Origin of the sequence: Geojedonia litorea (genome assembly GCF_042654525.1) — a bacterium.
Lineage (GTDB): Bacteria > Bacteroidota > Bacteroidia > Flavobacteriales > Flavobacteriaceae > Geojedonia > Geojedonia litorea.
Genome location: NZ_JBHSGP010000005.1, coordinates 17,043 through 44,003, shown reverse-complemented (window position 1 = coordinate 44,003; position 26,961 = coordinate 17,043). Strand labels below are relative to the sequence as shown.

General features: G+C 33.7%; 24 protein-coding genes. 13 read left to right on the top strand and 11 right to left on the bottom strand.

Annotated elements, in window-relative coordinates; translation table 11 throughout:
• Positions 1 to 42: 42 nt before the first annotated feature.
• The 4 genes from ACFO5O_RS02175 to recR form a co-directional block, all read right to left on the bottom strand.
• Entirely contained in the window at positions 43 to 819 is a 777-nt protein-coding gene (locus ACFO5O_RS02175) for an exonuclease domain-containing protein (protein WP_387960512.1), read from the bottom strand.
• Between the two features lie 113 nt (positions 820 to 932).
• Entirely contained in the window at positions 933 to 2,273 is a 1,341-nt protein-coding gene (locus ACFO5O_RS02170; RefSeq protein ID WP_387960510.1) for a dihydrolipoamide acetyltransferase family protein, read from the bottom strand.
• An 80-nt stretch (positions 2,274 to 2,353) separates the two neighbouring features.
• Entirely contained in the window at positions 2,354 to 3,460 is a 1,107-nt protein-coding gene (locus ACFO5O_RS02165) for a glycosyltransferase family 2 protein (RefSeq protein WP_387960508.1), read from the bottom strand.
• 7 nt (positions 3,461 to 3,467) lie between these two features.
• Positions 3,468 to 4,085 carry a recombination mediator RecR gene (gene recR, locus ACFO5O_RS02160; RefSeq protein WP_387960506.1) on the bottom strand — a complete coding sequence of 206 codons (618 nt, stop codon included), beginning with the start codon at positions 4,083 to 4,085 and terminating at the stop codon, positions 3,468 to 3,470.
• A gap of 78 nt (positions 4,086 to 4,163) precedes the next feature.
• Here recR and ACFO5O_RS02155 point away from each other — a divergent pair, with 78 nt between their 5' ends.
• Positions 4,164 to 5,600: a sodium:solute symporter gene (locus tag ACFO5O_RS02155; RefSeq protein WP_387960504.1), complete on the top strand. Its 1,437-nt coding sequence runs from the start codon at positions 4,164 to 4,166 to the stop codon at positions 5,598 to 5,600.
• Here the strand turns inward: ACFO5O_RS02155 and ACFO5O_RS02150 are convergent.
• Complete coding sequence (locus ACFO5O_RS02150) at positions 5,577 to 5,939, bottom strand: CoA-binding protein (protein WP_387960502.1); 363 nt, start codon at positions 5,937 to 5,939, stop codon at positions 5,577 to 5,579. The genes ACFO5O_RS02155 and ACFO5O_RS02150 overlap by 24 nt on opposite strands.
• A gap of 106 nt (positions 5,940 to 6,045) precedes the next feature.
• Between ACFO5O_RS02150 and ACFO5O_RS02145 the strand changes: the two genes are divergently transcribed.
• The gene (locus tag ACFO5O_RS02145) at positions 6,046 to 8,517 is read left to right on the top strand and encodes a TonB-dependent receptor (RefSeq protein WP_387960500.1); all 2,472 of its coding nucleotides are present in this window, start codon (positions 6,046 to 6,048) and stop codon (positions 8,515 to 8,517) included.
• A gap of 468 nt (positions 8,518 to 8,985) precedes the next feature.
• Here the strand turns inward: ACFO5O_RS02145 and ACFO5O_RS02140 are convergent, their stop codons facing one another.
• The gene (locus tag ACFO5O_RS02140; RefSeq protein ID WP_387960498.1) at positions 8,986 to 9,990 is read right to left on the bottom strand and encodes a 3-oxoacyl-ACP synthase III family protein; all 1,005 of its coding nucleotides are present in this window, start codon (positions 9,988 to 9,990) and stop codon (positions 8,986 to 8,988) included.
• A 169-nt stretch (positions 9,991 to 10,159) separates the two neighbouring features.
• Between ACFO5O_RS02140 and ACFO5O_RS02135 the strand changes: the two genes are divergently transcribed.
• The 3 genes from ACFO5O_RS02135 (at position 10,160) to ACFO5O_RS02125 (ending at position 15,822) form a co-directional block, all read left to right on the top strand.
• Positions 10,160 to 12,604, top strand: a complete 2,445-nt coding sequence (locus ACFO5O_RS02135) for an alpha/beta hydrolase family protein (protein WP_387960496.1) — start codon at positions 10,160 to 10,162, stop codon at positions 12,602 to 12,604.
• Positions 12,605 to 12,745: 141 nt separating this feature from the next.
• Positions 12,746 to 14,632, top strand: a complete 1,887-nt coding sequence (gene htpG / locus ACFO5O_RS02130; protein WP_387960494.1) for a molecular chaperone HtpG — start codon at positions 12,746 to 12,748, stop codon at positions 14,630 to 14,632.
• A 116-nt stretch (positions 14,633 to 14,748) separates the two neighbouring features.
• The gene (locus ACFO5O_RS02125) at positions 14,749 to 15,822 is read left to right on the top strand and encodes a metallophosphoesterase (protein WP_387960492.1); all 1,074 of its coding nucleotides are present in this window, start codon (positions 14,749 to 14,751) and stop codon (positions 15,820 to 15,822) included.
• 11 nt (positions 15,823 to 15,833) lie between these two features.
• Here the strand turns inward: ACFO5O_RS02125 and ACFO5O_RS02120 are convergent, their stop codons facing one another.
• Positions 15,834 to 16,892, bottom strand: coding sequence for a hypothetical protein (locus ACFO5O_RS02120; protein WP_387960491.1), 1,059 nt, complete (start codon positions 16,890 to 16,892; stop codon positions 15,834 to 15,836).
• A 286-nt stretch (positions 16,893 to 17,178) separates the two neighbouring features.
• Between ACFO5O_RS02120 and ACFO5O_RS02115 the strand changes: the two genes are divergently transcribed.
• The gene (locus ACFO5O_RS02115) at positions 17,179 to 17,676 is read left to right on the top strand and encodes a hypothetical protein (protein WP_387960489.1); all 498 of its coding nucleotides are present in this window, start codon (positions 17,179 to 17,181) and stop codon (positions 17,674 to 17,676) included.
• Between the two features lie 98 nt (positions 17,677 to 17,774).
• Positions 17,775 to 19,430: a serine hydrolase gene (locus ACFO5O_RS02110; RefSeq protein WP_387960487.1), complete on the top strand. Its 1,656-nt coding sequence runs from the start codon at positions 17,775 to 17,777 to the stop codon at positions 19,428 to 19,430.
• 110 nt (positions 19,431 to 19,540) lie between these two features.
• Here ACFO5O_RS02110 and ACFO5O_RS02105 read toward each other — a convergent pair whose 3' ends face one another.
• On the bottom strand, positions 19,541 to 20,578 hold the full coding sequence (locus ACFO5O_RS02105) for a hypothetical protein (RefSeq protein ID WP_387960485.1): 1,038 nt from the start codon (positions 20,576 to 20,578) through the stop codon (positions 19,541 to 19,543).
• Positions 20,579 to 20,741: 163 nt separating this feature from the next.
• Between ACFO5O_RS02105 and ACFO5O_RS02100 the strand changes: the two genes are divergently transcribed.
• Entirely contained in the window at positions 20,742 to 21,395 is a 654-nt protein-coding gene (locus ACFO5O_RS02100; RefSeq protein ID WP_387960483.1) for an MOSC domain-containing protein, read from the top strand.
• A gap of 39 nt (positions 21,396 to 21,434) precedes the next feature.
• Positions 21,435 to 22,670 (top strand): DEAD/DEAH box helicase, encoded by a 1,236-nt coding sequence (locus ACFO5O_RS02095; RefSeq protein ID WP_387960481.1) that lies wholly within the window; start codon positions 21,435 to 21,437, stop codon positions 22,668 to 22,670.
• Positions 22,671 to 22,683: 13 nt separating this feature from the next.
• Here the strand turns inward: ACFO5O_RS02095 and ACFO5O_RS02090 are convergent, their stop codons facing one another.
• Both ACFO5O_RS02090 and ACFO5O_RS02085 read right to left on the bottom strand, forming a co-directional pair.
• On the bottom strand, positions 22,684 to 23,073 hold the full coding sequence (locus tag ACFO5O_RS02090; RefSeq protein ID WP_387960479.1) for a hypothetical protein: 390 nt from the start codon (positions 23,071 to 23,073) through the stop codon (positions 22,684 to 22,686).
• A complete protein-coding gene (locus tag ACFO5O_RS02085; protein ID WP_387960477.1) occupies positions 23,054 to 23,641 on the bottom strand; it encodes an RNA polymerase sigma factor in 588 nt (195 codons plus the stop codon). Before ACFO5O_RS02085 ends, ACFO5O_RS02090 begins: the two co-directional genes overlap by 20 nt.
• A gap of 141 nt (positions 23,642 to 23,782) precedes the next feature.
• Here ACFO5O_RS02085 and ACFO5O_RS02080 point away from each other — a divergent pair, with 141 nt between their 5' ends.
• The 3 genes from ACFO5O_RS02080 (at position 23,783) to ACFO5O_RS02070 (ending at position 25,559) form a co-directional block, all read left to right on the top strand.
• Positions 23,783 to 24,127 (top strand): DUF6249 domain-containing protein, encoded by a 345-nt coding sequence (locus ACFO5O_RS02080; protein WP_387960475.1) that lies wholly within the window; start codon positions 23,783 to 23,785, stop codon positions 24,125 to 24,127.
• A 198-nt stretch (positions 24,128 to 24,325) separates the two neighbouring features.
• The gene (locus tag ACFO5O_RS02075) at positions 24,326 to 25,213 is read left to right on the top strand and encodes a hypothetical protein (RefSeq protein ID WP_387960473.1); all 888 of its coding nucleotides are present in this window, start codon (positions 24,326 to 24,328) and stop codon (positions 25,211 to 25,213) included.
• The gene (locus tag ACFO5O_RS02070) at positions 25,206 to 25,559 is read left to right on the top strand and encodes a DoxX family protein (protein WP_387960471.1); all 354 of its coding nucleotides are present in this window, start codon (positions 25,206 to 25,208) and stop codon (positions 25,557 to 25,559) included. The genes ACFO5O_RS02075 and ACFO5O_RS02070 overlap by 8 nt, the downstream gene beginning before the upstream one ends.
• A gap of 9 nt (positions 25,560 to 25,568) precedes the next feature.
• Here the strand turns inward: ACFO5O_RS02070 and ACFO5O_RS02065 are convergent, their stop codons facing one another.
• Positions 25,569 to 26,249, bottom strand: coding sequence for a M15 family metallopeptidase (locus ACFO5O_RS02065; RefSeq protein ID WP_387960469.1), 681 nt, complete (start codon positions 26,247 to 26,249; stop codon positions 25,569 to 25,571).
• A gap of 33 nt (positions 26,250 to 26,282) precedes the next feature.
• Here ACFO5O_RS02065 and ACFO5O_RS02060 point away from each other — a divergent pair, with 33 nt between their 5' ends.
• The gene (locus tag ACFO5O_RS02060; protein WP_387960467.1) at positions 26,283 to 26,888 is read left to right on the top strand and encodes an alpha-ketoglutarate-dependent dioxygenase AlkB family protein; all 606 of its coding nucleotides are present in this window, start codon (positions 26,283 to 26,285) and stop codon (positions 26,886 to 26,888) included.
• The last annotated feature ends 73 nt before the right edge of the window (positions 26,889 to 26,961 follow it).

Below are 26,961 nucleotides of genomic sequence, written 5' to 3'. Positions count from 1 at the left end.
TTGTTTGCTTGTTGAGTTGTAAATTGATTATTATGATTACAACTAATTTAACTTATTATTTAAGGCTCTTAACTTAATTGCGGTCAACACTTTTTTTGTATACAATGGAAAATCGGCGTTGAGCAACCAACCAAAATAGCCGGGCTCATCGTTCAATACATCTTCTACACGTTTTCCTTTATGCTTTCCAAATGAAAAACATTCCTCTCCTTTTTTATTGAAGGTAATAAATCCTGCAAAATCAGCAAATTGTTTTCTTGAGCTGAATTGCGCCAAGAATTTCGTATCATTTTCAAGCTCATCGTATCTCGCAAGCTGGGCTTTCAAAACTTCATAAGTTGCTTTAGTATCGGCCGCAGCACTATGGGCATCGTCAAGATTTTTATCACAATAAAATTTATACGCTGCACTCAAGGTGCGTTGTTCCATTTTATGAAATATGGTTTGCACATCAATAGCTACCCTGTTCTTCATATCAAAATCTACTTCAGCACGTAGCATTTCTTCAGCTAATAATGGAATATCAAACCGATTTGAATTGAATCCACCCAAATCGGAATCCTTAATTAAATTAAAAATATCTTTGGCGACTTCTTTGAAGGTTGGTTGATCTGCCACGTCGGCATCTGAAATCCCATGAATGGCAGTTACCTCTTTTGGTATTGGCATTTCAGGATTTATAAGCCATGTTTTTGAATCTTCAGTCCCATCTGGGTGCACTTTTAATATTGAAATTTCAACAATTCTATCTGTTGTTATATTGATTCCTGTGGTTTCTAAATCGAAAAAACAAATGGGTTTAGTGAGTTGTAATTGCATTATATTAGTACTGTTAAGTCGTTTGCCGTTTGGGCATTCTACAACATAGAGAACAAAAATATAAAAACCCAACCGTTTAAAGGTTAGGTTTTAGAAAGGATTATATTGTATTATTAAATTTCACGTTTGGGATCCCAAGCTTCAAGATAGTCTTTAACAGCCTTTACGAATTGCCCACCTAATGCTCCATTTACGACTCTATGATCATATGAATGGGATAAAAACATGCGATAGCGTATTCCAATAAAATCACCTTCAGCAGTCTCTACAACTGCAGGCACTTTACGTATAGCACCTAAAGCCAAGATACCTACTTGAGGCTGATTAATTATAGGTGTTCCCATGATACTTCCAAAACTACCAACATTGGTTACGGTATAAGTACCACCTTGAATATCGTCTGGTTTTAATTGATTTAAACGTGCACGGTTGGCCAAATCATTAACCTTTTTAGTCATCCCAACAAGATTAAGCTGATCGGCATCTTTAATTACTGGAACAATTAAATTTCCATCTGCCAAAGATGTAGCCATACCTAAATTGATATGTTTCTTTTTAATTACAGAATCTCCTTGAACAGAAATATTCATCATTGGAAAATCACGAAGCGATTTTGCGACGGCTTCCATAAAAATTGGAGTGAATGTTAAGTTTTCACCTTCTCGTTTTGAAAATTCATCTTTGACTTTATTACGCCAATTCCAAATTTTAGTAACATCTGCCTCAATAAAACTTTGAACATGAGCTGAAGTTTTAACCGATTCGACCATATGATGAGCAATAAGCTTACCCATTCTGGTCATTTCAATTATTTCATCTTCACCGCTAACAACAGGTGTTGGTTTAGGCGTTTCAACTACTTTAGGCTCTGTTTGCGAAGGCTGGACAGATTTAACTTCTGGTGTTGGGACAGATTTTACTTGTGGTTGAGCAGATCTATTTTCTATATAGCTCAAAATATCATCTTTAGTCACGCGACCATCTTTACCGGTACCCTCAAGAGCATCTAATTCTGATTGGGAAACGCCTTCTTGTTTAGCTATATTTCTTACCAACGGAGAATAAAAACGTTCACCATTTGACACCACAGGAGCTACAACCTCCTTTGCAACCTCTATAGTTTTAGCAACTTCGGCAACAGACTGAGCCTCTTTTTCAACTTCAATAGGTTCGATTTGAGCTTGGGGGGATTCAACAGGTGCAGCGACTTCTGAATCTGTTTCTATAACGGCAATGGTTTGTCCAACTTGAACTACGTCATCAACTTCAAATAATTTTTCAATCAAAACGCCATCAACTTCGCTCGGCACTTCACTGTCTACCTTGTCTGTAGCTATTTCAAAAACCGCTTCGTCGGCTTCAATTGTATCACCAATATTTTTCAACCAAGAAGTAATTGTTGCCTCTGCAACACTTTCTCCCATTTTAGGAAGCTTAAGTTCAAATTTTGCCATATCTCTAGTACAAAGGTGTTTTTAAGGTTATCGTTTGCAAAATTAATAAATAATCGTCTATTTACTTATCATTTTAATAATTAATTACTTTTGAAAATAATGACATCTCCTCGTGTTTTGGAGCTGTTACTTCCAAGGATAAAATTAGAGTTTTTTGGAAGAATCTTAAATCTTGCCATTTTATTAATCTCTTTATCATTGTAATAATCAATTATAGATTTAAAATCCAGGAAATTACTGTCTAAAATAATTTCAGTGTTAATATCTACGGCACCCATAGTTTTACACATATATACAGGATGATTTAGCGCTTCTTTTAAACCTAATGGAAACTGTTCAGATATCAATACATAATTATTTACAGACATTTTGAATTCTTTTGGCTTTTGACGGAACAGGTAAACTAACCTAACTCCACACAATACTAGAATGTTAATCAAAGCACGGCTTTTAAAATGCTTTTTATAAAAAAGTTCCATGGCACCATAAAATCGTTTAGCATAATTTTTATCACGTAAAGTGCTCTCTCCTTTAAAATGGATTACCGTTGTAGTACCATTATAAAAATTGTCATAACCCAATTGGTGTATTTTATAAGAAAGGTCTATGTCTTCTCCATACATAAAATAATCTTCATCAAAACCTCCCACCGAATCAAAGATTTCTTTCTTCATTATCATAAAAGCCCCTACTAAAATTGGAGTTTTTGCAACATTAAATTGTTCAATTTGATTTGCATAATAGTATTTAGAATTTCCGATTAATTTTTTAAAAGCAACTTTTGGCGATGGAACATTGCGTTTACTTTCTGGCAAAAAATGTCCTCTACCATCAATTAAACGACAGCCTAAAATTCCGAGATTATTTTGTAGTTGTGCAAAATCTAAAAGAATGGTGAATGTGTCTTCGGCAACAACGGTATCAGGATTAAGAATACATATAAATTTACCCTTTGCAATTTTAACACCCTTATTATTTGCTTTTGAAAACCCTTCATTTTCAACATTTTCTACTAATACAACTTCAGGAAATAAGGATTTGACCATGTCACAACTCCCGTCTACAGACGCATTATCTACAACAATAATTTCGGAATTAATGGTTTTTGTAGCCGCTTTAACGCTATTTAAGCATAGCTCTAAAAAATAGCGAACGTTATAATTTACTATGACGATGGATAACTTCAAAAAACTATTACGATTTTAAGGAGACTTCAAAAGGAATCCTGTTTATAATACTTCTGCCTAAAGTGACCTCATCGGTATATTCCAGTTCATTACCAACTGATATCCCTCTAGCAATTGTTGAAGTTGTAATATCAAAATCTTGAATTTGCTTATAAATATAAAAATTTGTGGTGTCACCTTCCATAGTAGAACCCAAGGCAAAAATAAGTTCCTTGACTCTGCCTTGTTTTACTTTTTCGACTAAAGGCTGTATGTTCAAATCATTAGGGCCAATACCATCCATTGGAGAAATTTTCCCTCCTAATACGTGATACAATCCCTTAAAAGAACTGGTATTTTCAATAGCCATAACATCCCTTATGTCTTCAACAACACAAATCAATTCTGAGTTTCTATTTGGGTTTGCACAAATTTCACAAAATTCGGAATCACTTATGTTATTACAACTTTTACAAAACTTGATGTCATTACGCATGTTTTGTAATGCGTCTGCCAACTCAAGGGTTTGACTTTTTGGCTGTCGCAATAAGTGCAAGACTAAACGTAAAGCTGTACGTTTCCCGATTCCCGGAAGTTGAGACATTTCATTTACAGCCTTTTCTAATAATTTTGACGAAAACTCCATGCTGCGAATTTACGATTTTACAATTAAGAATTGATTATACAATTGTAATTTGTATTTTGCTCATTAATTAAATTCTCTATGAATTCTACTCAAATTATACTTCTCATAGCCTCTTATTTTGGAGTGCTCATTTTAATCTCATATTTCACTGGAAAAAAATCTACTAATGCCACTTTTTTCAATGCTGACAAGCAATCACCATGGTATCTAGTCGCTTTTGGAATGATTGGCGCTTCACTTTCTGGTGTTACATTTATTTCGGTACCAGGTTGGGTTGAGGCATCACAGTTTAGCTACATGCAAGTGGTATTGGGCTATATTGTTGGTTATTTAGTCATAGGAACCGTGCTTCTACCTCTGTATTATAAACTCAATCTTACCTCTATTTACACGTATTTAGAAGAACGTTTTGGAAATTATTCATATAAAACTGGCGCCTCGTTTTTTTTAATCTCTAGGATTGTCGGAGCTAGTTTTAGATTGTATTTAGTTGCAAACGTTTTACAGATTATCCTATTTGATGATTTAGGAATCCAATTTTGGCAAACTGTAACCATTACTGTATTACTTATTTGGCTTTACACCTTTAAGTCTGGCATCAAAACCATTGTATGGACCGATACTCTTCAAACCTTATTTATGCTTATTGGTGTAGGAGCAACCATTTATTATGTGAGTCATGACCTTGGTATTAGTGGTGGAAATCTGCTAGGATACATTCTTGAAAGTGATATGTCTAAAATTTTTTTCTTTGACGATTTTAAATCTGGTGATTACTTTTGGAAACAGTTTATTTCAGGTGCATTTATAGCTATTGTCATGACTGGTTTAGACCAAGATATGATGCAAAAAAATCTTACTTGCAAAACACTTAAAGACGCACAAAAAAATATGTTCTGGTTTACCATTGTGCTCACTATCGTCAATTTTGTGTTTTTAAGTTTAGGATTACTTCTTACTATTTATGCACAACAAAATGGTATAGATGCCAATAAAGATGACCTATTTCCTATTTTGGCTAAAAATCATCTAGGCATAGGAGTTTTTTCGCTTTTCTTGTTAGGTTTAATTGCTGCTGCATATAGTAGTGCAGATAGTGCATTAACCGCACTTACGACTTCATTTAGTATCGATATTTTAAATATTGAAAAAAAATATAATGAACAGAAACAAGTAAGAGTGAGAAAACAAATTCATGTTTTAATTTCAATTTTATTAATACTCGTTATTATAGCATTTAAATATGTAATTAAAGATGAAAGTGTTATTGCAAAACTTTTTGTTTTTGCCGGCTATACCTATGGCCCATTATTGGGTTTATATGCTTTTGGGCTATTTACTAAATTAAAAGTGAAAGACAAGTTGGTTCCATTTATTGCAATTTTATCACCAATTTTATCTTATATCATTAGTGTGAATAGTTTAAAGTGGTTAGGGTTTGAATTTGGATTCTTCATTTTAATTCTTAATGGTGCACTTACGTTTCTAGGCTTAATATTGATTCGTAGACAATAATACCAAGGTACAAGCCACCTCATATTGGATGTGATTTTCGTCCAGAATTTTATAAAACTCTGGGTTTTCAGCACCTGGATTAAAGATGATCCGTTTGGGGTTTAAGCCAACCAAATACTTATAAAATGTTTTTTGGTTCTTGGCATTCATATAAAGCGTTATAGTGTCTATATCACTATAAGGCTTTAATTCTGAGCCTATTAAAACACCAAAAGCCTCACCTCTCCTCTCACCAAACGCCTTAACTTCATGTCCCAATTGCACCAATTTTTGAATCGCAAAATAGCTATAACGAGCCCGGTCTAATGAGGCTCCAAAAACCAAGGTTTTTTTCTTCATTTGTTAAAAATTTGTTAAGCTCTGTTAAATTCGGTAACACAATACCAAAGTAAACGTCTATGTAGTAACAATCAAAATTACAATTCATCAATCAATCAATCAAAAAATGAAGAAACTATTCTTTCTGTGTATTTTATTTTCATTATACACGTTTAGCACCCAAGCAACAATCTATAGCGAAGAGCGTGAAGGTACAATTTCAGGCAAAGTAATTGATATCAATTTAAACACGCCTTTACCTTATGTGAATGTAGTTATTAAAAATGAAAGCGGAACTATCGTAACTGGTGGTATCACCGACGACGATGGACAGTTTAAAATTGGGGATATCCCAGATGGCAAAATTCTAGTAAGTATCCAATATATTGGTTACAAAACTGTAATCAAAGAAGTTAATATAGGCAGAGGCAATTACAAAGTAGAACTTGGTGATATTCCTTTGGAAGAAGAGGCAGCAGGTCTTGATGAAGTTACTGTGGTTGCCGAAGTTTCAACCATTCAACAAAAAGTAGACAGAAAAGTAATCACTATTGGCAAGGATTTAGCAGCTAGCGGAACAGCCTCTGATATTATGGTTGGCATTCCATCGGTAAGTGTTGATGCTCAAACTGGAGATATTAGTTTACGAGGTAATCAAAATGTAAGAGTTATGGTTGACGGAAAAATATCTAACATTCCAACAGCTCAACTTTTAAAGCAAATTCCATCAACTGCTATTAAATCTATTGAACTAATTACCAATCCTTCTGCAAAATACAATCCAGAAGGCATGAGCGGTATCATTAATATTGTTCTACATAAAAACACAATGGTAGGGTTTAATGGTAATATTAGTGTGGGATTAAGTCATGAAAGGAACCCTAAATTCAACAGTTCTATAAACACCAATTATCGTAATGGTAAATTTAACTTTTATGCGAATTACAGCAATAACATTTCAAAGTACAGCAATGTAGGTAATGTATTTAGACCAGACGATAATTCAGAGCAATTCTTTAATTTTTTAGACAAAAGACAATCACATTTGTACAAGGTTGGAGTAGATTTTTATTTAAACGAAAAAAATACATTCTCATTTTTTACGACCCAAAACACATCTGATAGCAGTAGTGAAGGACGAACTGATGCTCTGTTTTACAATAATTCGTCTGCAAATCAAAGTCAATTATTTTTAGCCCAAAGTGATAATTCATCATCACAATATAATTTTGATTATAAATTACTTTTTGATAAAGAAGGCCATAATATTGAGCTAGAAGTTGACTATAACATATTTGATGATACCACACCTGTGGACTATGTTTTTTTATTAGGCCCAAATCAAGATTATAAAGACAGTAATTTTACAGATCGAACGAGTTCAAACATTAATTTAGATTACGTTAATCCCTTATCTGAAAATGTAAAATTAGAATTAGGGCTTGAAGCGCGTTTATTTAATTCTGATATTAATTTCTCTTCAACTGGAGAAACCTACAATAGTGAAGGAAATTTAAGGCCAACACCAGATACCAACTTTGATTATACGCGAGACATCTATTCGGCCTATGGAACTTATAGTAAAAAGTTTGAAAAATGGACCATGCAACTTGGTGTAAGGTTAGAAAATGTAAATGAAGATGCTATTGCTCTGGAAACTGAAATAGGAAGTAATGAAACTAATATAATTGAGTTTACTAACGATTATTTTGAAGTTTATCCTTCAGCTTTTTTCACCTATAGTCCATCTGAAAAAAACTCATATCAATTGAGCTATAGCCGTAGGGTTGATCGACCAGGAATAGGTCAAGTGAATCCAATTAAAGAATGGAGTACACCTTTAGTTTCGTCATTCGGAAATATCAATTTAGTACCGCAATTCACTAATTCATTAGAAGTTAATTATACACGTCAACTAGAAAAAGGAAGTATTACTGCAGGTGTATTTTACAGAGCCATTTCTGACGAAATTAATAGAGCCATTTTTGTAGACCGAAGCGATATTAATTCTGGTCGTGTAATTATTACTCATGATAATTTTGATGATACTTCGGCTTATGGTATTGAATTATCTACCAATTATAAACCTACTAAGTGGTGGAATATTAATTCCAGTTTCGATTTGTATTCACAAACTCAAAAAGGAATAGCCGAACGCTTAAATGCACCAATTGAAACAGCAACAGTTGATGATATTGTTACTGAAATAAGAGAAGTTGATAACGTCGCCTGGAATTTTAGAATGTTCAATAATTTTACTGTAAACAAAGCTTTAACCCTTACTGCCTTTGGTTTTTACCGCGGGCAAAATAAAAGTTTACAATTTGATGTTGAGCCCATGTATTTTGTAAATGTAGGTGCTAGAGTTAATTTCCTTGAGGGCAAAGGCACCTTCAGCTTTAATTACAATGACATATTTAATACTATGAAATTTCAAGGTACTGGGACCGCACCTTACAGACAAGATGTGGAATTCAATTGGGAAAGCAATACTTGGAATATTAGTTTAGCCTATCGTTTTGGAGGCGGAAAATATCGTGCAAAATCACGAAAAGACAGAGATGATGATGTTAAATCTGATGGTGGAGGATTTTTATAATCAAAAATTTAATAACCTGCATAATAGTTGATGGTTAGTGTTAATGTCTGGTTATTAAATAAGAAAACCCGTAGTCATTTGGCTACGGGTTTTTGTTTTATATAGATTCTTTTCCAATTATTCTGTAATAATTTGCGTTTTTATTCGTCTAATTGTTAAACACATACCGTATTTATAATAATTTGAATTAGTCTTTAAATTATTTTAGAAAACAATGTGAACCCAATATATAAAAAACCCGAAGTCATCACTTTGGGTTTTTACTTTTATATGTTAATTGATAGTTAAAATTGTTAATTAATGAAATAAAAAAGAAGTTTTAGCGTCTATATGTAAGTGATAAGTTTTAAAAGTTAAAAAGGACTATAAAATTAACCGTTTTATAGTTTAGTGTTAGTTAGGTTGGTTAATAGCAGGAAAGCCCAGAACAGTGTTCTGGGCTTTCTTTTTATTTAAAAATGATATGTTTTACCATTTCATAATAACACTACCCCAAGTAAAGCCACTGCCAAAGGCTGCTAAAACAACTGTATCTCCATCTTTAATCTTTCCGGTTTCCCAAGCTTCGGTTAACGCGATGATTACAGAAGCTGCGGTTGTATTACCATATTTCATAATATTGTTAAATACTTGGTCATCTCTTAAACCAAATTTCTTTTGAATAAATTGAGCGATGCGCAAATTAGCCTGATGCGGAATCAACATGTCAATATCTTCTCGCTTTAGATTATTCTTCTTCAATCCTTCCATAATCACTTCGCTAAATCGCACTACAGCATGTTTAAACACAAACGTGCCATCCATATATGGAAAATAACTCAGATCTTCTTCTTTAGACTCTAATATTTCTGGTACCCAATGGGCAATACTTGGTGATTCCACTATAAGTTTATCGGCATATTTACCCTCACTATGTAAATGACTTGATAAAATACCTTTGGTGTTATCTTCTTCTCTTGAAAGCACACATGCCCCTGCTCCATCTCCAAAAATAACGGTTACACCTCGTCCTCGAGTTGTTTTATCTAACCCATTACTGTGATATTCAGCCCCAATAACCAATATGTTTTTATACATACCGGTTTTAATGAATTGATCAGCAACAGAAAGTGCATAAACAAATCCCGAACACTGATTTCTAACATCTAAAGCCCCAACAGTGTTCATGTCGAGCATATCTTGTATTTGAACACCGCAACCTGGAAAATAATAGTCAGGACTCAAAGTAGCGAATACAATAAAATCAATATCGTCTTTGGTGAGACCCGAACGCTCTATTGCAATTCTAGCGGCCTTTGCTCCCATCACCGCAGAAGTGTCATTTGTCCCTTCTTTAATCCAGCGTCGTTCTTTTATTCCAGTACGTTCCTGAATCCATTCATCACTGGTATCCATGAATTTTGATAAATCATCATTGGTAACCACATTGTCGGGCACATAATAGCCCAATCCTTTTATTCTGGAGTTATACATAGTGTAATTTTTTTTTCAATATACAGTTAAAAAATTAAAATTAATCAATTAATAAACCGAAAGGCTAAACACAGCATTGATTTTCACAATTACAACATAATTTTAACATACTACTATTCGTATAAAACCTTATTTTAGTAGTTCTTATTTTAAACTTAAATCACTTCAAATGAAATCAACGTTATTTTTCCTTTTCATGTTTCTTTTCCAATTCAGTTTTGGACAAGAAAACCTAACCTATCAAAAACCGCCAGAAAACATTCTAGAGCTGGCCGAGGCACCCTTGGCGCCAAATATTAGAATGGACAGCAAAGGTGAAAACATTGTGTTTTTATATCGAAGTAATTATAAATCAATTGATGAACTTTCTGAAGAAGAACTTCGTCTTGGTGGCTTACGCATTAACCCTGTCACTAATATAGGAAGTAGAACACGTTATAATACAGATATTAAAGTACGTGTAGGAGTAAAAGGTTCTATACAAGACGTTAGTGGTTTACCTGAAAATGGACGTTATGCCAATTTCTCGTACGCGCCAAATGAACAACTTATGGCATTTACCAATACCACTAATAAAGGAGTTGAACTTTGGATTTTGGATATCACAGCAGCCAAGGCTTCAAAAATCAGCAATGCTAATTTAAATGGTAATATAGGACGACCTTTTACATGGTTCAAAGATAGCAGCGCATTAATTGTTGAATTTCTTCCAGATAATAGACAAGCGTTGATAAATACAAAAGAAGCTGTACCTACGGGACCAACTATTTCGGTAAGTGAAGCCGGTGTAAAAGCGCAAAACAGAACCTATCAGGATTTATTAAAAAATCCAAACGATGAGTATAATTTTGAGCAACTCGCCTTATCGGAGTTACGAAAAGTGACTATTGACGGTAAAACCACACTTTGGAAACCTAGTGCCATGTATAGAAGTGTTGATTTTTCACCAGACGGTAATTATGTCATGATTACCACCATTGAAAAACCCTTCTCGTACCTCGTTCCTTATTACAGATTTCCATCAAAAACAACCATCTACAAAAGCAATGGTGAATTTGTTAAAACAGTTTTAGAAGTGCCTCTTATTGAAGATCTTCCAAAAGGATTCATGGCAGAACGCACTGGTAAGCGTGACCTAGCATGGCGAAATGATAAGCCTGCAACATTAATTTGGGTTGAAGCTTTAGATGGTGGCGATCCAGAAAACGAAGTGCCATACAGGGATGAAGTGTTTCAGCAAAATGCTCCCTTTAATGGCCCAGTGACTTCTCTCTTAAAAACTAAAGATAGATTTGCCCGAATTATTTGGGGTAACAACACAACTGCTATTGCTTACGACCGTTGGTGGAATACAAGAAATACACGCACCTACGTGTTTAATCCATCTAATCCAAAACAAAAACCGGAAATACTTTTCGATCGCAACTATCAAGATGTTTACAGTGACCCTGGAGATTTCGTAACCAAAGAAAATGAATTTGGTGAGCGCGTCTTAGATTTGGACGGTACAAATGTCTATTTATTAGGTGATGGTTATACGCCTGAAGGTAAGTTTCCTTTTGTTGATGAACTTGATTTAAGTACTAAAAAGAAAAATCGTCTTTACCAATCTCAACTCACTGACAAAGTAGAAACGCTTTCTTTTGCACTCGACGCCAAAGCTGGAGAGATCGTTGTTCAAATAGAATCAAAGAATGAATTTCCAAATTACTATATCAGAAACATTAAAAAACGAATTGGATTAATCCCTTTAACACAATTTGAAAATCCTTTTAAGAGTATTCAAAATGTACATAAAGAGGTCATTAAATACAAGCGTGACGATGGTTTAGACCTTACTGCTACACTATATTTACCAACCAATTACGAAGAAGGTAAAAAATACCCCATGATTATGTGGGCCTATCCTCGTGAATACAAGGACAAAAATAGTGCGTCACAAAGCACTTCAAATTCAAATGAATTTACCTACCCATCTTATGGCTCCCCAATCTATTGGGTTACTAGAGGATATGTGGTCTTGGATGATGCATCATTCCCTATTGTCGGTGAAGGTGATGAACAACCCAATGACAGCTTTGTAAAGCAATTAGTAGCTAATGGAAAAGCTGGAATTGATGCTGTGGATGCTTTAGGTTATATTGATCGAGAACGTGTAGCTGTTGGTGGACACTCTTATGGCGCATTTATGACTGCTAATTTATTGTCACACTCTAATCTATTTGCTGCTGGTATTGCCAGAAGTGGAGCTTATAATAGAACATTGACACCTTTCGGGTTTCAAAGTGAAGAACGTAGCTATTGGGAAGCTCCAGAGATTTATTACAACATGTCACCATTTATGCATGCCGATACTATGAAAACACCATTACTACTTATTCATGGTGAAGCTGATAACAACTCTGGGACATATCCTTTACAAAGTGAGCGTTACTTTAATGCCTTAAAGGGTCTAGGTGCACCTGTAAGACTAGTTATGCTACCAAAAGAAAGTCATGGTTATGCGGCTAAAGAATCTATTTTGCATATGCTATGGGAGCAAGACCAATGGCTAGAACAATATTTAAAAAAGAAAGAAGACATTACACTTCCTGAAGAATCCATGAAAGATTAATAAGAAGTAAAAGATTCAATATAAAAAAGTCATTCTGTTGAGAATGGCTTTTTTTATGGTGTCAGTTTGTCACATTTATACTATTGGCATTTTTGTTGCCAAACAAAGAAGTATAACTAATAATTGAAAAAATCACATATCATGACAAAAGGAAATATTAATGTTTCGGTAGAGAATATCTTTCCTCTCATTAAAAAATTCTTATACAGCGATCACGAAATCTTTTTACGAGAGTTGATTAGTAACGCAACAGATGCCACCTTAAAACTTAAACATTTAACAAGCGTAGGTGAAGCAAAAATAGAATATGGTAATCCAATCATTGAAGTCAAAGTTGACAAAAAAGGCAAAAAACTACATATTATTGACCAAGGTCTTGGAATGACGGCCGATGAAGTTGAAAAATATATTAATGAAGTTGCTTTTTCTGGTGCAGAAGAGTTTTTGGACAAATACAAAGATTCTGCTAAAGATACTGGTATCATAGGTCATTTTGGACTAGGCTTTTATTCGGCATTTATGGTAGCTGAAAAAGTAGAAATTATCACCAAATCGTTTAAGGACGAACCTGCGGCACATTGGACCTGTGATGGCTCGCCAGAGTTCACTTTGGAACCGCATGATAAAACCGAAAGAGGAACAGAAATCATTCTTCACATTGCCGATGATTCTAAAGAGTTTTTAGAAGATTCAAGAATTAGCGCACTATTGAAGAAGTACAACAAGTTTATGCCAATACCAATTAAGTTTGGCACTAAAGAAGAAACCTTACCACTTCCTGAAGATGCAAAAAAAGATGCAAAACCAGAAAAAGTAACGGTTGATAATATTATTAACAATCCAAATCCCGCTTGGACCAAACAGCCAACTGATTTGGAAGATCAGGATTATAAAGATTTTTACAGAGAGCTTTACCCAATGCAATTTGAGGAGCCTTTATTCCATATACATCTTAATGTTGATTATCCATTCAATTTAACGGGAATCTTGTATTTCCCCAAAATGACCAACGATCTTAACATTCAAAAAGATAAAATTCAGTTATACCAAAATCAAGTATTTGTAACTGATAATGTAGAAGGAATTGTTCCTGAATTTTTAACGATGTTAAGAGGAGTTATAGATTCTCCAGATATTCCGTTAAATGTATCGCGTTCATATTTGCAAGCTGATGGTGCTGTGAAGAAAATTTCTTCTTACATCACGCGTAAAGTTGCAGACAAATTGAAATCTTTGTTCAATAACAACCGTGAAGATTTCGAGAAAAAATGGGATGATATCAAAATCGTGATTGAGTATGGGATGCTTTCTGAAGAAAAATTCTTTGAAAAAGCAGATGCCTTTGCGCTATACCCAACTGTTGATGGTAAATACTATACCTACGACGAACTCTACAATAAAATCAAGGCTAATCAAACTGATAAAGACGATAATCTTGTCATTTTATATGCCGCTGATAAAGATGCACAACACAGTTACATTGAAGCGGCAAAAGCAAAAGGTTACGAAGTTTTATTGTTGGATTCTCCAATTGTTAGTCATTTAATGCAAAAATTGGAAACTTCAAAAGAGAAGATTTCATTTAGCCGTGTGGATGCCGATCATATTGACAGCCTCATCAAAAAAGATGATACCAAAATATCTAAACTAACCGAAGAGCAAAAAACAGAACTTGATACTTTATTGAAAGAAGTTATACCTTCTGAAAAATTCATGGTACAGTTAGAGTCTATGGATAGTGATGCCGCTCCGTTTATGATTACTCAACCAGAGTTTATGCGCAGAATGAAAGAAATGCAACAAACTGGTGGAGGCGGAATGTTTGGCATGGGAAATATGCCAGAAATGTATAATCTAGTGGTCAATACAAATTCGGAATTGGTTGGCGAGATTATGAATACCAAAACTAAAAAGAAACAAGAGCGATTAATAAACCAAAGTTTAGATTTAGCACGTCTCTCACAAGGGCTATTAAAAGGTGAAGAGCTCACTAAATTCATCAAACGAAGCTACGAAATGATAAAATAGAGCTTTAGTCTTTTAAAAACGGAATATTTTAAACCACTTTGCTTAAGCAAAGTGGTTTTTTTTCGACTATAATATTCAATTTAAAAACAGTAACTTCGTCTAAATAGCATTAAAGCATGACAAAATATCTTTTCCTCAAACTTATAGTTACATTAGGTCTTGGTTTGAGTTTTCAAAAAAATCTAGCTACAAAAAATCATGTTTCGTCTTACGATAGCAATACTACAATAACAGATACGCTGGATTTTGATGACGGTCCGTATATATTTATCTATAATGATAGTTTAGTAAAAAAGACCATTATTGGTGGTAACGTGGAGTCCAAAATTCTAAAACCAGAAACACTAAAAACAGAGTTTATTCCTGAAAGTTCAATATTCAAAAACGTTTCTAAAATTGCGGCCTTAAGTGATATTCATGGACAATATGATTTGCTTATTTCATTATTACAAAACAACAAAATCATTGACAAAAATCTAAATTGGGTGTTTGGAGATGGGCACTTTGTGATTGTTGGAGACATTTTTGATCGTGGTTCCGAAGTGACTGAAGTGCTTTGGTTTATTTATAATTTAGAACAGCAGGCCCTAAAAAATGGAGGTAAAGTGCATTATATTTTGGGCAATCATGAGTACATGGTTCTTCAAAACGATTTAAGATATATCAATAAGAAATATTGGCATACAGCTAAAGCCCTTCAAACCAATTATAATGAGCTTTTTAACAATCAAACAGTACTCGGTAGATGGCTTCGTTCCAAACCAACAATAATTAAAATCAATGACCTTCTATTTGTACATGGAGGCATTTCGGAAGACTTAATAGCCCAAGAATTTGATTTAGAATTTACCAATGATATTATGCGTAAGTCACTTCAAATGGATAGACGTGATTTACAATGGGACTCAATTTATGGCAACTATTTTAACGGTTCTGGCCCCATTTGGTACCGTGGATATTTTAGCGAAAATTTTAAAAAGGCTGATTTAAACAAATTGCTGCGTAAACTTGGTGTGAAGCATATTGTCGTTGGACACACCTCTCAAAAGCAAATAAAGAGTTTATTTAAGAACAAATTGTTGGCAGTAGATTCGAGCATAAAATTGGGAGTTTATGGAGAAGTATTATTGATTGAAAACAGAAAGTTTTATAGAGGCACTCTTGAAGGCAAAAAAATTAGACTTAATTAAAATTGGTATAACTATTCTTTTCGAGCTGAATTTAGAATTTCAGTTTTGAATTTATCAGTATTCACCATTACCTCAAAAAAACTTGAAATGTAGTCTCTGGCAATAGTAAATTCATTTTCATTTTCAAACATATCTTTATATGAGTCTAAAAGAGAAAATATTTTTAATCTATTTTTTAAAAACTCTTGGCGAACCTGTTCAAATAAGTTTTCATCTCTTTCAAACCCTCTAAATTTACGTTGTGTAACGGATGATAAACCCAAACTATTTCCTTCGATTTGAGAAACAGTGGCATAACTGCAATTAACAAAGCCAGACATATCAAAATCATACGGAATTGGAATCATCTTCTCTTCAATATACAACACCTTCATATTATGTTGATAGGCCTGTGAAAAATCCGTATTTCCTATCATAAATTGAAAAAATGCATTTCTTATTGAAGCCATGGATTCTTGATTCAAGGGATGCATATTGCGTTTATATATTTTAGCATTTAAACGTTTAGCTGCAGTTTTATCATCTTCTATAAAAAACCCTTTTAATTGATACGATTTTGAAGTGTTTCGTTTCATGTTTTCCAGATCAACCTCTAACAATCGTGTTTTAAAATGATAAGGCGAAATAAGTTCAAAAAGTTTGTAAGCAAGATATTCTTTAATCACATTGTCATTGTTATCCTTTTGAACCAAACACGGCAACACTATCTTTAAAGTTTTATTCCCTTCAAAAGCTGTGTTTTTTGAATGAGATTTTTTTATTTTCACTTTTAAAGGCGGAAAATAGCAGTTTTTTAAACGGTAATTCCCTCTGGCCCTTAATTCAATATCTAAAGATTTCCAAGTAGTATCATTTAATCTATATGACAACTTAGAATCAATATAGGTTGAGTCATTAGTATCTTTTTTGATTTCAGTAATAGAATACGATAATTTAATAGGCATAATTTGCTCTTCCAAAAATAGTTCAGAAACTTCGACTACGCTTAAAGGTTCGTGTGTTTGAGAATATCCTAAAGTGCAAAGTATTATTGAAAGAGTCGAGATAAAAATCCTTATTGGCTTATTCATTATAAAACATTAACTTTATCAAATATAACACATTTATAATCAGCCTATCAAACCATACTTTACAATAATAAACTTTAGGACCTTTCTCGCTTTAGCAATTGCTATCGTAGCCACCTATTTGTTTTATCAGTCCGAAATTAACTTTGAGTTAAACCTAACCTTATTAAGTATAGCGATTATCTTTCCTTTAGTATTCACCATTCGAGGGTCATTTAGGAGACGTGAAAAGGCACTCGAACATTTAAGTGAATTTAGGAGTTCCATAAAAACAGTAAATTATTTTTTTATGAGCCACGATGGTTTATCAGAAAACCTTAAGTCAGAAATTCAAAACATTTTACTAGAAATCAATATTAAAACCTTGGTTAATCTTAAATCAAAAGATTGCGAAATAAAAGATATTGATGCCCTTGTGCATAAAGTGTATCAATTTACTTTAGACAATAAACTTTCAATGTCCAAAAGCTTGCGGGAAAAAGTATTTAGGTTTATGAAAGACTTACATGAATCTATTGAGAATGTTTATGCTATACATAGTCACAGGACTCCTATAAGTTTAAAAGCTTATTGCGAGATCTTTATATATATTTTTCCTTTTATTTATGCCCCAACTATAATATTTAATATAGGCTCTAATAATCCGCAATGGGTCACTTACTTTATTGTTTTACTTACCGAATACATTTTGATATCCCTTTACAATATCCAAAATCAATTAGAATATCCTTTTGATGATATAGGCCTTGATGACATAAAACTAGATAATTTTAAAATTGAGCGTTAGTCATAAAAGGTGACGAATCTACTAGAACATGTAACCAAACCATTTTTTAATCGTCAAACATATTACTTAACGACTAATCACAATCAAACACAAAAGTCATGAAACTAATTAGCACCAAAAATTTTATAACTATAATAGTACTCCTTTTTTTAGCCTCGATTACAGTTCAAAGTCAAAATTTAGAAAAAGATGTAGACACATTTTTAAACTCCATGTATCCTTCAAACGAGCCTGGAGTTTCCTTTTTAATTGCTAAAGAAGGAAAACCTATTTACCATAAAGCCTTTGGTATGGCTAATTTAGAATTGGATGTTCCGATGAACACCAATAATGTATTCGAAATAGGATCAATTACCAAACAGTTTACCGCAGTGGCCATTTTAATGCTAGAAGAGCAGGGAAAATTAAAAGTTGAGGATGATATTACAAAATTCATTCCCGACTATCCTACAATGGGCAATACTATCACTATCCATCATTTATTGAATCACACTTCGGGAATAAAAAGCTATACTAGCATGCAAAGTTTTATAAAGCATGCTCGGACAGACATGACTCCTACCGAACTTATAGATGTATTTAAAAATGAGCCTATGGATTTTAAAACTGGAGAACAATTTTTATATAATAATTCTGGTTATATTATCCTTGGTCACATAATAGAAGTGGTTTCTGGCCAATCCTATGCAGACTTTATCAAGACACATATTTTTGACAAATTGGGCATGGACTCTTCTTATTATGGTAGCATGAAAAAACTGATTCCTAATAGAGCAACCGGATATTCATCAACACAAAATGGATTTGAAAATGCCGATTATTTGAGTTTGACTTTGCCTTATGCCGCTGGATCATTAATGTCCACGACAAGTGATTTACTAAAATGGCAAATGGCATTAAATAACAATCAATTATTATCTAAAAGCAGCTATGAAAAGGCCATTCATGGTTCAACTTTAAATAACGGCGAACATATCACTTATGGCTATGGACTTGGTGAAAATAATATCAATGGCTCGCGAAGTATACAACATGGCGGAGGCATTTTTGGCTATACTACCATGGGGATTTATTTACCAGAAGAAAAAGTGTATGCAATCGGGCTCACTAACTGTGATTGTAAAAATATTACATCAGCTACAACAAAAATTGCTGCTATGGCCATTGGCAAGCCTTTTCCAGACATCAAAGATGCTATTAAACTGCCAGAAACCGATTTAAAAAAATGGGTTGGTGCCTACCAATTTGACGAAAGTACGATTAGACATATTACTTTTGAAAATGGACAACTATTCAGTCAACGAGAAGGAAGTACAAAGCTTCCAATTTATGCTATGTCCAATTCAAAATTCATTTTTGAAGGTGGAGACACTAGCTATGAATTTAGCTCAAAAGACGGAAAAAAAGTTGCCAATTTTACTAATGGTGGAAACACAATTGTTGGAACGGAAATAGACAAAGCAGCACCCGTTGAAAAAATTGCAATAACACTAGCTCCAGAAATTCTAAAACAATATACTGGCAAATATGAAATCATGCCTCAATTTATTATAGAAATTACGGTAAAAGAAAACCAAATATTTGCTCAAGCCACGGGGCAACCACAGTTTGAAATTTTTGCAGAAAAAGAAGATTCTTTTTTCTTGAAAGTAGTACCTGCCCAACTTACGTTCAACAAAGACGATAAGGGCAAAGTAATTAGCGCTACTTTAAATCAAGGTGGTCAACAAATGACTGGCTCAAAACTCGATTAATTATTCAATCATTTTAAAAGAACAAAAAACCTCCTGCAACATAATGCAGGAGGCTTTCCGAGGTTAAGTGTTCACATTCCATAAACACTTCGATTAATAGCATCGTTATATTAAAAATCCGTAGTCACTGAACTTGCACCGGCAAAAGCAGTTGAATATACTGGAGCACAGTTACAATTTTCAGTCGGAATATCAAATATTAATAGTTTTTGTTGGGCTCTTTCAGCAACAAAAATGGCTCCTTTAGAGCTACTTATAGCCACATCAACAGGGTTTCCCAATTGGGTCATATCTCCTGCAATTCTAATTTGGTCAGATAATGAAATCATACCGCCATCGCCAGCTGCATGGAACTTTTGTGTAAAGTTTTTAATTATTATCAAAGCTCCATCTGATGCAGAATTAGGCATTCCAGCAGCTGAACCTATATCGGTTAAAACCATAGTATCCGAACTAGTATCATAATTGAGGCCATGTGTTCTAACCAAACCTTCAATTGCTACTTCAGCCGTTGGAGGGAGGTCACCGCTTTTAGCATTATGGAAGTTTTGAAAATATGCTAAAATGTTAGTGAGGTCTTCAATGGCCCAAAGATCTTTTCCTGTGACTTGCACATCCCAAACTTTAAAACCAACATTATAGTTTCTAAAGTCACTTATTTGGTCATCGTTTACATGATAGCTTGCCAACCTTCCTGGCATGATATCATCTGCAATTACCACTTTATTGTTATATAAGGCAGAACCTCGTCCGTTTGTAAAACTAGACGGTCCAATCGCACTAGGAGTAACCAAATCACCGTCTGATGTTCTTGAAATATTAGCTACTGCCACTAAATTTTTATCGGTTCGGTTTACTTGATAAACAGCGTCTCTGTTACCATCATATTCAACGCCATCTGCGTCGGCATAGGGCACATTAATTGATTTTAGTGTTGGACTCATCATGCCTGTAGATATGTCAAAAATTCCTAAAACACCAGAAGTGTTTGATGATACGTAAATAGATGTACCGTTTAAGTTGGATTGTTTGTTAAAAGAAAAGTTGCTCTCAAAATTATCTGAAGAGTCATAACCAACAGGTTCTTTATCACAATTTGTAAAGATTAGTGCTGTAAAGGCGCACGCGAATAAAGCTAATTTTTTCATAAGATCTTGTTTTAAATAATTAATAACTATTACTTATTCGGGGCACTCAACAACACTTACGTAAAAACCAACGAGGCGGTTTTATAAATTTTAAAAAAATAGTTTCATAATCTCACTACGATTTTCATCATTTAATTACCTTTAAAACCATTAAAAAGTTTGAATGCAATTCACCAAAATGAAAATACTTTCAACAAATATTGCCAAACCAAAATCAATTGAATGGAATGGTAAAACTATAACCACAGGAATTTTCAAATCTCCAATAAACCTTCCTATCTATCTGGATACTGAAGCTGTTAAAGGTGATGAAATTTCAGATCGAAAGGTTCATGGCGGCGAGTATAAAGCCTGCTATCTTTTTTCAGCAGACAACTATCCCTATTGGAAAAACTTGTACCCTCACTTGCAATGGGCCGATGGAATGTTTGGTGAAAATTTGACCGTTACTGGGTTAAATGAAAAGCATATTCATATAGGAGATATTTACAAAATAGGTACCGCTTTGGTTCAGGTCACCCAGCCCAGAGAACCTTGCTATAAACTTGGTGTGAAATTTGGAAATCAAGTAATTCTTAAAGAATTTATTGCTCATGGTTATCCAGGCACCTATGTTCGCGTGTTAGAAAAAGGTTATGTTTCTGTTGGTGATACTATAGAATTAGTTCAAAAAGCACCCAATAGTGTGAGTACTTTTGACTTCTTTAAATTGCTATATTCAAAAGAAAAAGACCAAGCATTATTGGCTTCAATAGTTAACAATGAAGCCTTACCAATTAAAAAACGCTCAAAATTAAGTGCCTTTCTTAAATCCTAATGCAACACTTTAACATATCTTTGCTTCAAATTTAAGTACATGCTGTTTAAAGATCTTAATCTTAACAAACCTATTTTAAAAAGTCTCGAAGAAGCAGGATATTTAGAACCTACTTTGGTTCAAGAGAAAACGATTCCGTTAGTACTTGAAAAAAAAGATGTGCTAACTACCGCTCAAACAGGTACTGGAAAAACAGCAGCTTTCGCCTTACCCATATTACAATTATTGTTTGATAAACAAGATGCTCCAAAAAAAGGAAAAAAAATAAGAGCTCTTGTAGTAAGCCCAACACGGGAATTAGCAGTACAAATTGGTGACAGTTTTAAAGCTTATGGTAAAAATACCAATTTAAGATCAACAGTAATTTTTGGTGGCACAAGTATTGAGCCGCAAATTGATATTCTCAAAAAAGGGGTTGATATTTTAATTGCTACACCAGGTCGTTTATTGGATTTACATAAACAAGACATTATAAATCTTGATTATATTGAAATTTTGGTTTTAGATGAAGCCGATTTAATGTTAGATATGGGCTTTATTGACGATGTCAAAAAAATTGAACGGTTATGCCCTGAACAAAAACAAGTCCTCTTATTTTCGGCGACAATGCCTTATAAAGTGGAACAACTGGCTAACAATATCTTAAAATCACCTGAGCGTGTTGAAGTGACACCAACCTCTTCAGCCGCAAAAGATGTGAGCCAGATTTTATATTATGTTCCCAAACGAAATAAAATTGAGCTTTGCTTACACCTTTTAAGAAATACCATAAAAGGTAGTATACTTATTTTCAGACGTACCAAATTTGGTGTTGACAAGCTTGAACAAACCTTAATTAAAAATGGTTATAAAGTAGAAACTCTACATGGAGACAAATCACAAAGTGATAGGCAAACGGCTTTAAATAAGTTTAAAAACGGTTATGTATCCATTTTAATCGCTACAGATGTGGCAGCTCGTGGCATTGACATCAATGAATTGGATGCGGTTATCAATTTTGATATGCCAAACGTCCCTGAAACCTATGTTCACCGCATTGGTAGAACTGGTCGCGCTGGAAATTTAGGAACTGCATACTCACTGTGTTCTGCAGATGAGAAGGCCTATATTAAAACCATTCAACACCTTATTAATGTTCAAATTCCTGTTGAAGATGAACATCCCTATCCTCTAGATCCTAAAGCTAAACCGGTAGTCCATAAAAAGAAAGGAAGCAAACACAAAAAGGGACGAAAGAGCGAGGCTTCAAAAAAGAAGAAAAAACGCTGGTATTAGTTTAGTATTTAATTTACCTCCTATCTAAATAACGTTTCAATATTGGTGTTTGAATACCAAGCATCACAGCAAACATAAGTAGAGTATACATGGTTGTTTGAGAGATTTTGACACCAGAGAAAAGACTAGAGAATTGATTAAAATTCATATTATCAAACCAACTAACATCAATCGTATCTCCTACAAACATCACATACCCAATCCAGCCAATTGTAAGGGTTAATAATAAAATCCAAATAGGCTTTGAAATTAATGGTTTATAAGCGGTAACATTGGATGTTGATGAAACCAATACCTGATGCATTACTTTTGAAGTAAAATCAACTGAAGGTGACTCCAAAGGAGCTTCTTTCATCATTTTATCCACAAAAGACTCTATATCCTTATTTGTGTTCTTTTTCATAATACTCTATAAGTTCTGGTTCTATTCGTTCTTTTAAAATACTCGCCAACTTTTTTCTGGCTCTAAATAATTTCACCTTAACGTGGTTAGGTGTTAACCCTATAATTGATGATATTTCTTCTAACGACTGCTCTTCAAAATAAAATAAGGTCAGTAAAAAACTATCATCACTTGGCAATTGATCTAAACACTCCTGTATAGCCTGTTTTCGTTCTTCTTCGACCAAATCGTCAAAGGCATTGTTGGTTGTTTTTATATAATTAGTTGTATGATTATTAATTTCAACTTCATTGTATTTTCGCTTATTACTTTTAATTTTATCCAAACATGAATTATAAGCAACTTTATAAATCCACGTTGAAAATTTTGAATCTCCTTTAAACTTATCTAACGATTTAAAAGCCTTAATAAATGTGTCTTGAGATACTTCTTCGGCTTCTTCCCTATGTTTCATCATCCGCAAAGCCAAGGTAAATACCAAATCTTTGTAGCGGTCTACTAAAATTGCAAAAGCATTAGTATTTCCGCTAATAACTTGATTGATGATTATTTGGTCGTTGCTGGTCATTTTTATAGTAAGACGACCTCTTTGTTATTTGGGTTACAACCTTTATAAAGAAAATAATTACGTCATTATGTAACCTAATTTCAAAAGCTGTCGTCATAAGCAATAAACACATTAAAATTAATCAATTAAAAACAAACAGTTATGGAAGCATTAATAGTTTTTATCATCTTTGGTTCAATATTCGCTATTGCCTACTTGTATTATTCAACTCGAAATAAGGAACGCCTTGCCTTAATAGAAAAAGGTGCCGACGCCAGTATTTTTGTAAAAGGAAAGCGCGAACACACCGCTCCAATTTGGAAAGTACTAATTTTAAATCTTGCACTCTTGCTAATGGGTATAGGTTTGGGAACTTTTATAGCTTCACTATTAGATACCTATTCCTCTTTAAATAATGATGCGGTTTATCCTGCTGTTATTTTCTTTATGGCTGGTATAGGATTGTTTATCGGTTTCCACATGACTAAAAATTTAGATAAGGAATAACAGTTACCGACCAACCATAAAAACTGCCTTCTCAACCGATGGCAGTTTTTTTTATGCCTACCCATTAAACAAAGAGTTGTATCTTTAAAGCAATAAATTTTTGAACTCATTAAATTACTTAACCTCATATGTTGCTTTTGGTTTGTAGGTACTGCGGTGGCCCAAACTGCTATACTTGAAAGTCAATCTCAAAAACCTGTGTCTTATGCAACGGTTTCCTTTGGTAATGGTTATGGTATTTTTGCTGATGACGATGGTGTGTTTTACTTTTCAAAAAAGCTTTATCCCGATGTTGATTCCTTGCATATCTCTGCACTTGGGTACAAAGATTTGTCAATTAGTACCCAGAATTTAGCCTCCACTATTTATTTAGAAACTCAAGCCGACGAATTGGATGAAATTTTAATTAACGTAAAGGTTGATAGAAAATTTAGTGAAGAAACGCTTAAACCTTATTTAGATGATGATTATTATCATTGTTGGTTACCTACTATAGAATCGGAAATTGCTGTGTTCTTTCCAAATACCAAAGAACAACTCACAAAAATCACCAACATACATTTCCCTATTACTTTAGAATCTAAAGATTGGGAAAAACGAAAACGAAAAAATGCAGACAAAAAACCGTTTTCAACACTGTTTAAGGTTAAGTTTTACAAAAACAATAATGGAATTCCTGGAGAAGTTATGACCTATGACAATATTGTTTTTAGAGCAACCGAGCGAAATGGTGATAATTTTAATCTCGATGTATCCAATAATAATTTATTTGTACCCTCAAATGGCTTTTTTGTGTCCATTCAAGTTTTAGGATATACCGACAAGGTTGGAAAACTTCTTCCTAATAAAAAATATAAAGAAATTAAGTCAAATAACGGTGTAGTCAAAATACCTACCAATTTTAGACCACTTTTACCTTTTACTGATAAAATTTCCACCAATCGCACCTTTATTAAACGCGTGTTTTTAAATGATAATAAATGGATTCAATTTATGAGAGGAAATATTATTGATTCTAGCCTTTTAAGGGCAGGACTTAACAATTATGGCGTTGGTGTAACTTATAGAGTTTATAAAGATGACTAACTCCTGGCATTTATATCTAATGGCAGTACTTTATGTGCTTGCCGGAATAATGCATTTTATAAGGCCAAAAATGTATTTACGAATTATGCCAAGATACTTGCCCAATCATAAGTCCTTGGTAATTTTGAGTGGTTTATCTGAAATTATCTTAGGCATAGGTCTTTGTTTTGAGGTCTCCAAAACCTTTGCAATTTATGGGATAATTGCGATGCTTATTGTGTTTTTACTAGTTCACTTTTATATGTTATCAAGTAAAAAGGCAGGTGCAGGAATACCGAAATGGATTTTAATATTACGCATTCCACTACAATTTGTTTTAATGTATTGGGCTTACATCTATTTATAAGAAGCTTGACTACTCTACCTCAAAATCAAAGTAAGTATCAGGAAATGGCTCATCTCTTAAAGTAAAATGCCACCACTCTTGAGGATAGTTTCTAAATCCATGCTTTAGCATGATTGTTTGTAATAACTGCCTGTTCAACTTTTGAGCATTAGAAAGATCTTCATATGCAACCCAAGACTGTTCACCAAAAAAATCGTAAGGACTACCCATATCCAAAGGCTCGCTCGTTATACCATCAATTATGGTTAAATCTAAAGTACTGCCTCTACTATGCCCAGATCGAGAAGCGATATAACCATCTCTAAACAAAAAACGTTTGTCAACTTCTGGATAAAACTCTTGTTTATTAATCGTATCAGTTAAATCCTTCGCCCATGCTATAAAATGGTTTACTGCTCGTTGTGGTCTGTATCCGTCATAAACCTTTAAGCACAAATTTTGCTGTTGAAGTTCACTCTGGACTTTATAAAGTGCATTTGCCGTTTCTAGAGTAATAATTAATTTGTTTGCCTTATAACCTTCAATAGTATCACCCACAAAATTATGACTAGAAAAATAACGCAATTCCACATCTAAATCAGGAATTACTTCATGTGCATAAACAAAGCCTTTAGGTAATTGAAACTCCTTATAATCACTAAATGCAAAAGTGATTACGGCAAGACTAAATATGAGAATTTTGTTCTTCATCTTATAAAGGCTAATTTAGATAAAAAATTAGCTATGAACCGGATTTCAAATGAAAAAAAGCATTTAATACTGCCTGATGCCGAAGTCATTTATATTCCTGAATTTTATTCATTTGAAAAGGAGAGGTACTATTTCAAAGTTTTAAAAACTACGGTAAAATGGCAGCAAGACAACATAAAAGTTTTTGGAAAAATCCACAAACAACCTCGACTCACCGCTTTATACGGTGAAAATAACCAAACCTACTCCTACTCCAATATTGAGATGAAGCCAAAGCCATTTATAAAAGTACTTCAAGAAATCAAAAATGATATTGAAAACATTACCAAACATGACTTTACTACGGTCCTTTTAAATCTGTATAGAGATGGGAACGATAGTAATGGCTGGCATGCCGATAACGAAAAAGAATTAGGTAAAAACCCTGTTATCGCTTCTTTAAGTCTCGGCGAGGCAAGGTGGTTCCATTTTAAGCACAGAGTAATTTCTAATGAAAAATACAAGTTACTATTGGAGCCTGGAAGCTTACTTGTCATGAAAGGCAGAATGCAACATCATTGGTTACATCAAATACCAAAAACCAAAAAAGTGATCGACGAACGAATTAATTTAACTTTTAGGAAGATTGAAATAGTATAAAAAGAAAAAACCGAGATCCCTCAATCTCGGTTTTCCTAATTTGCTTTTTCTATGTGTAGATTTAGGGTCTCTA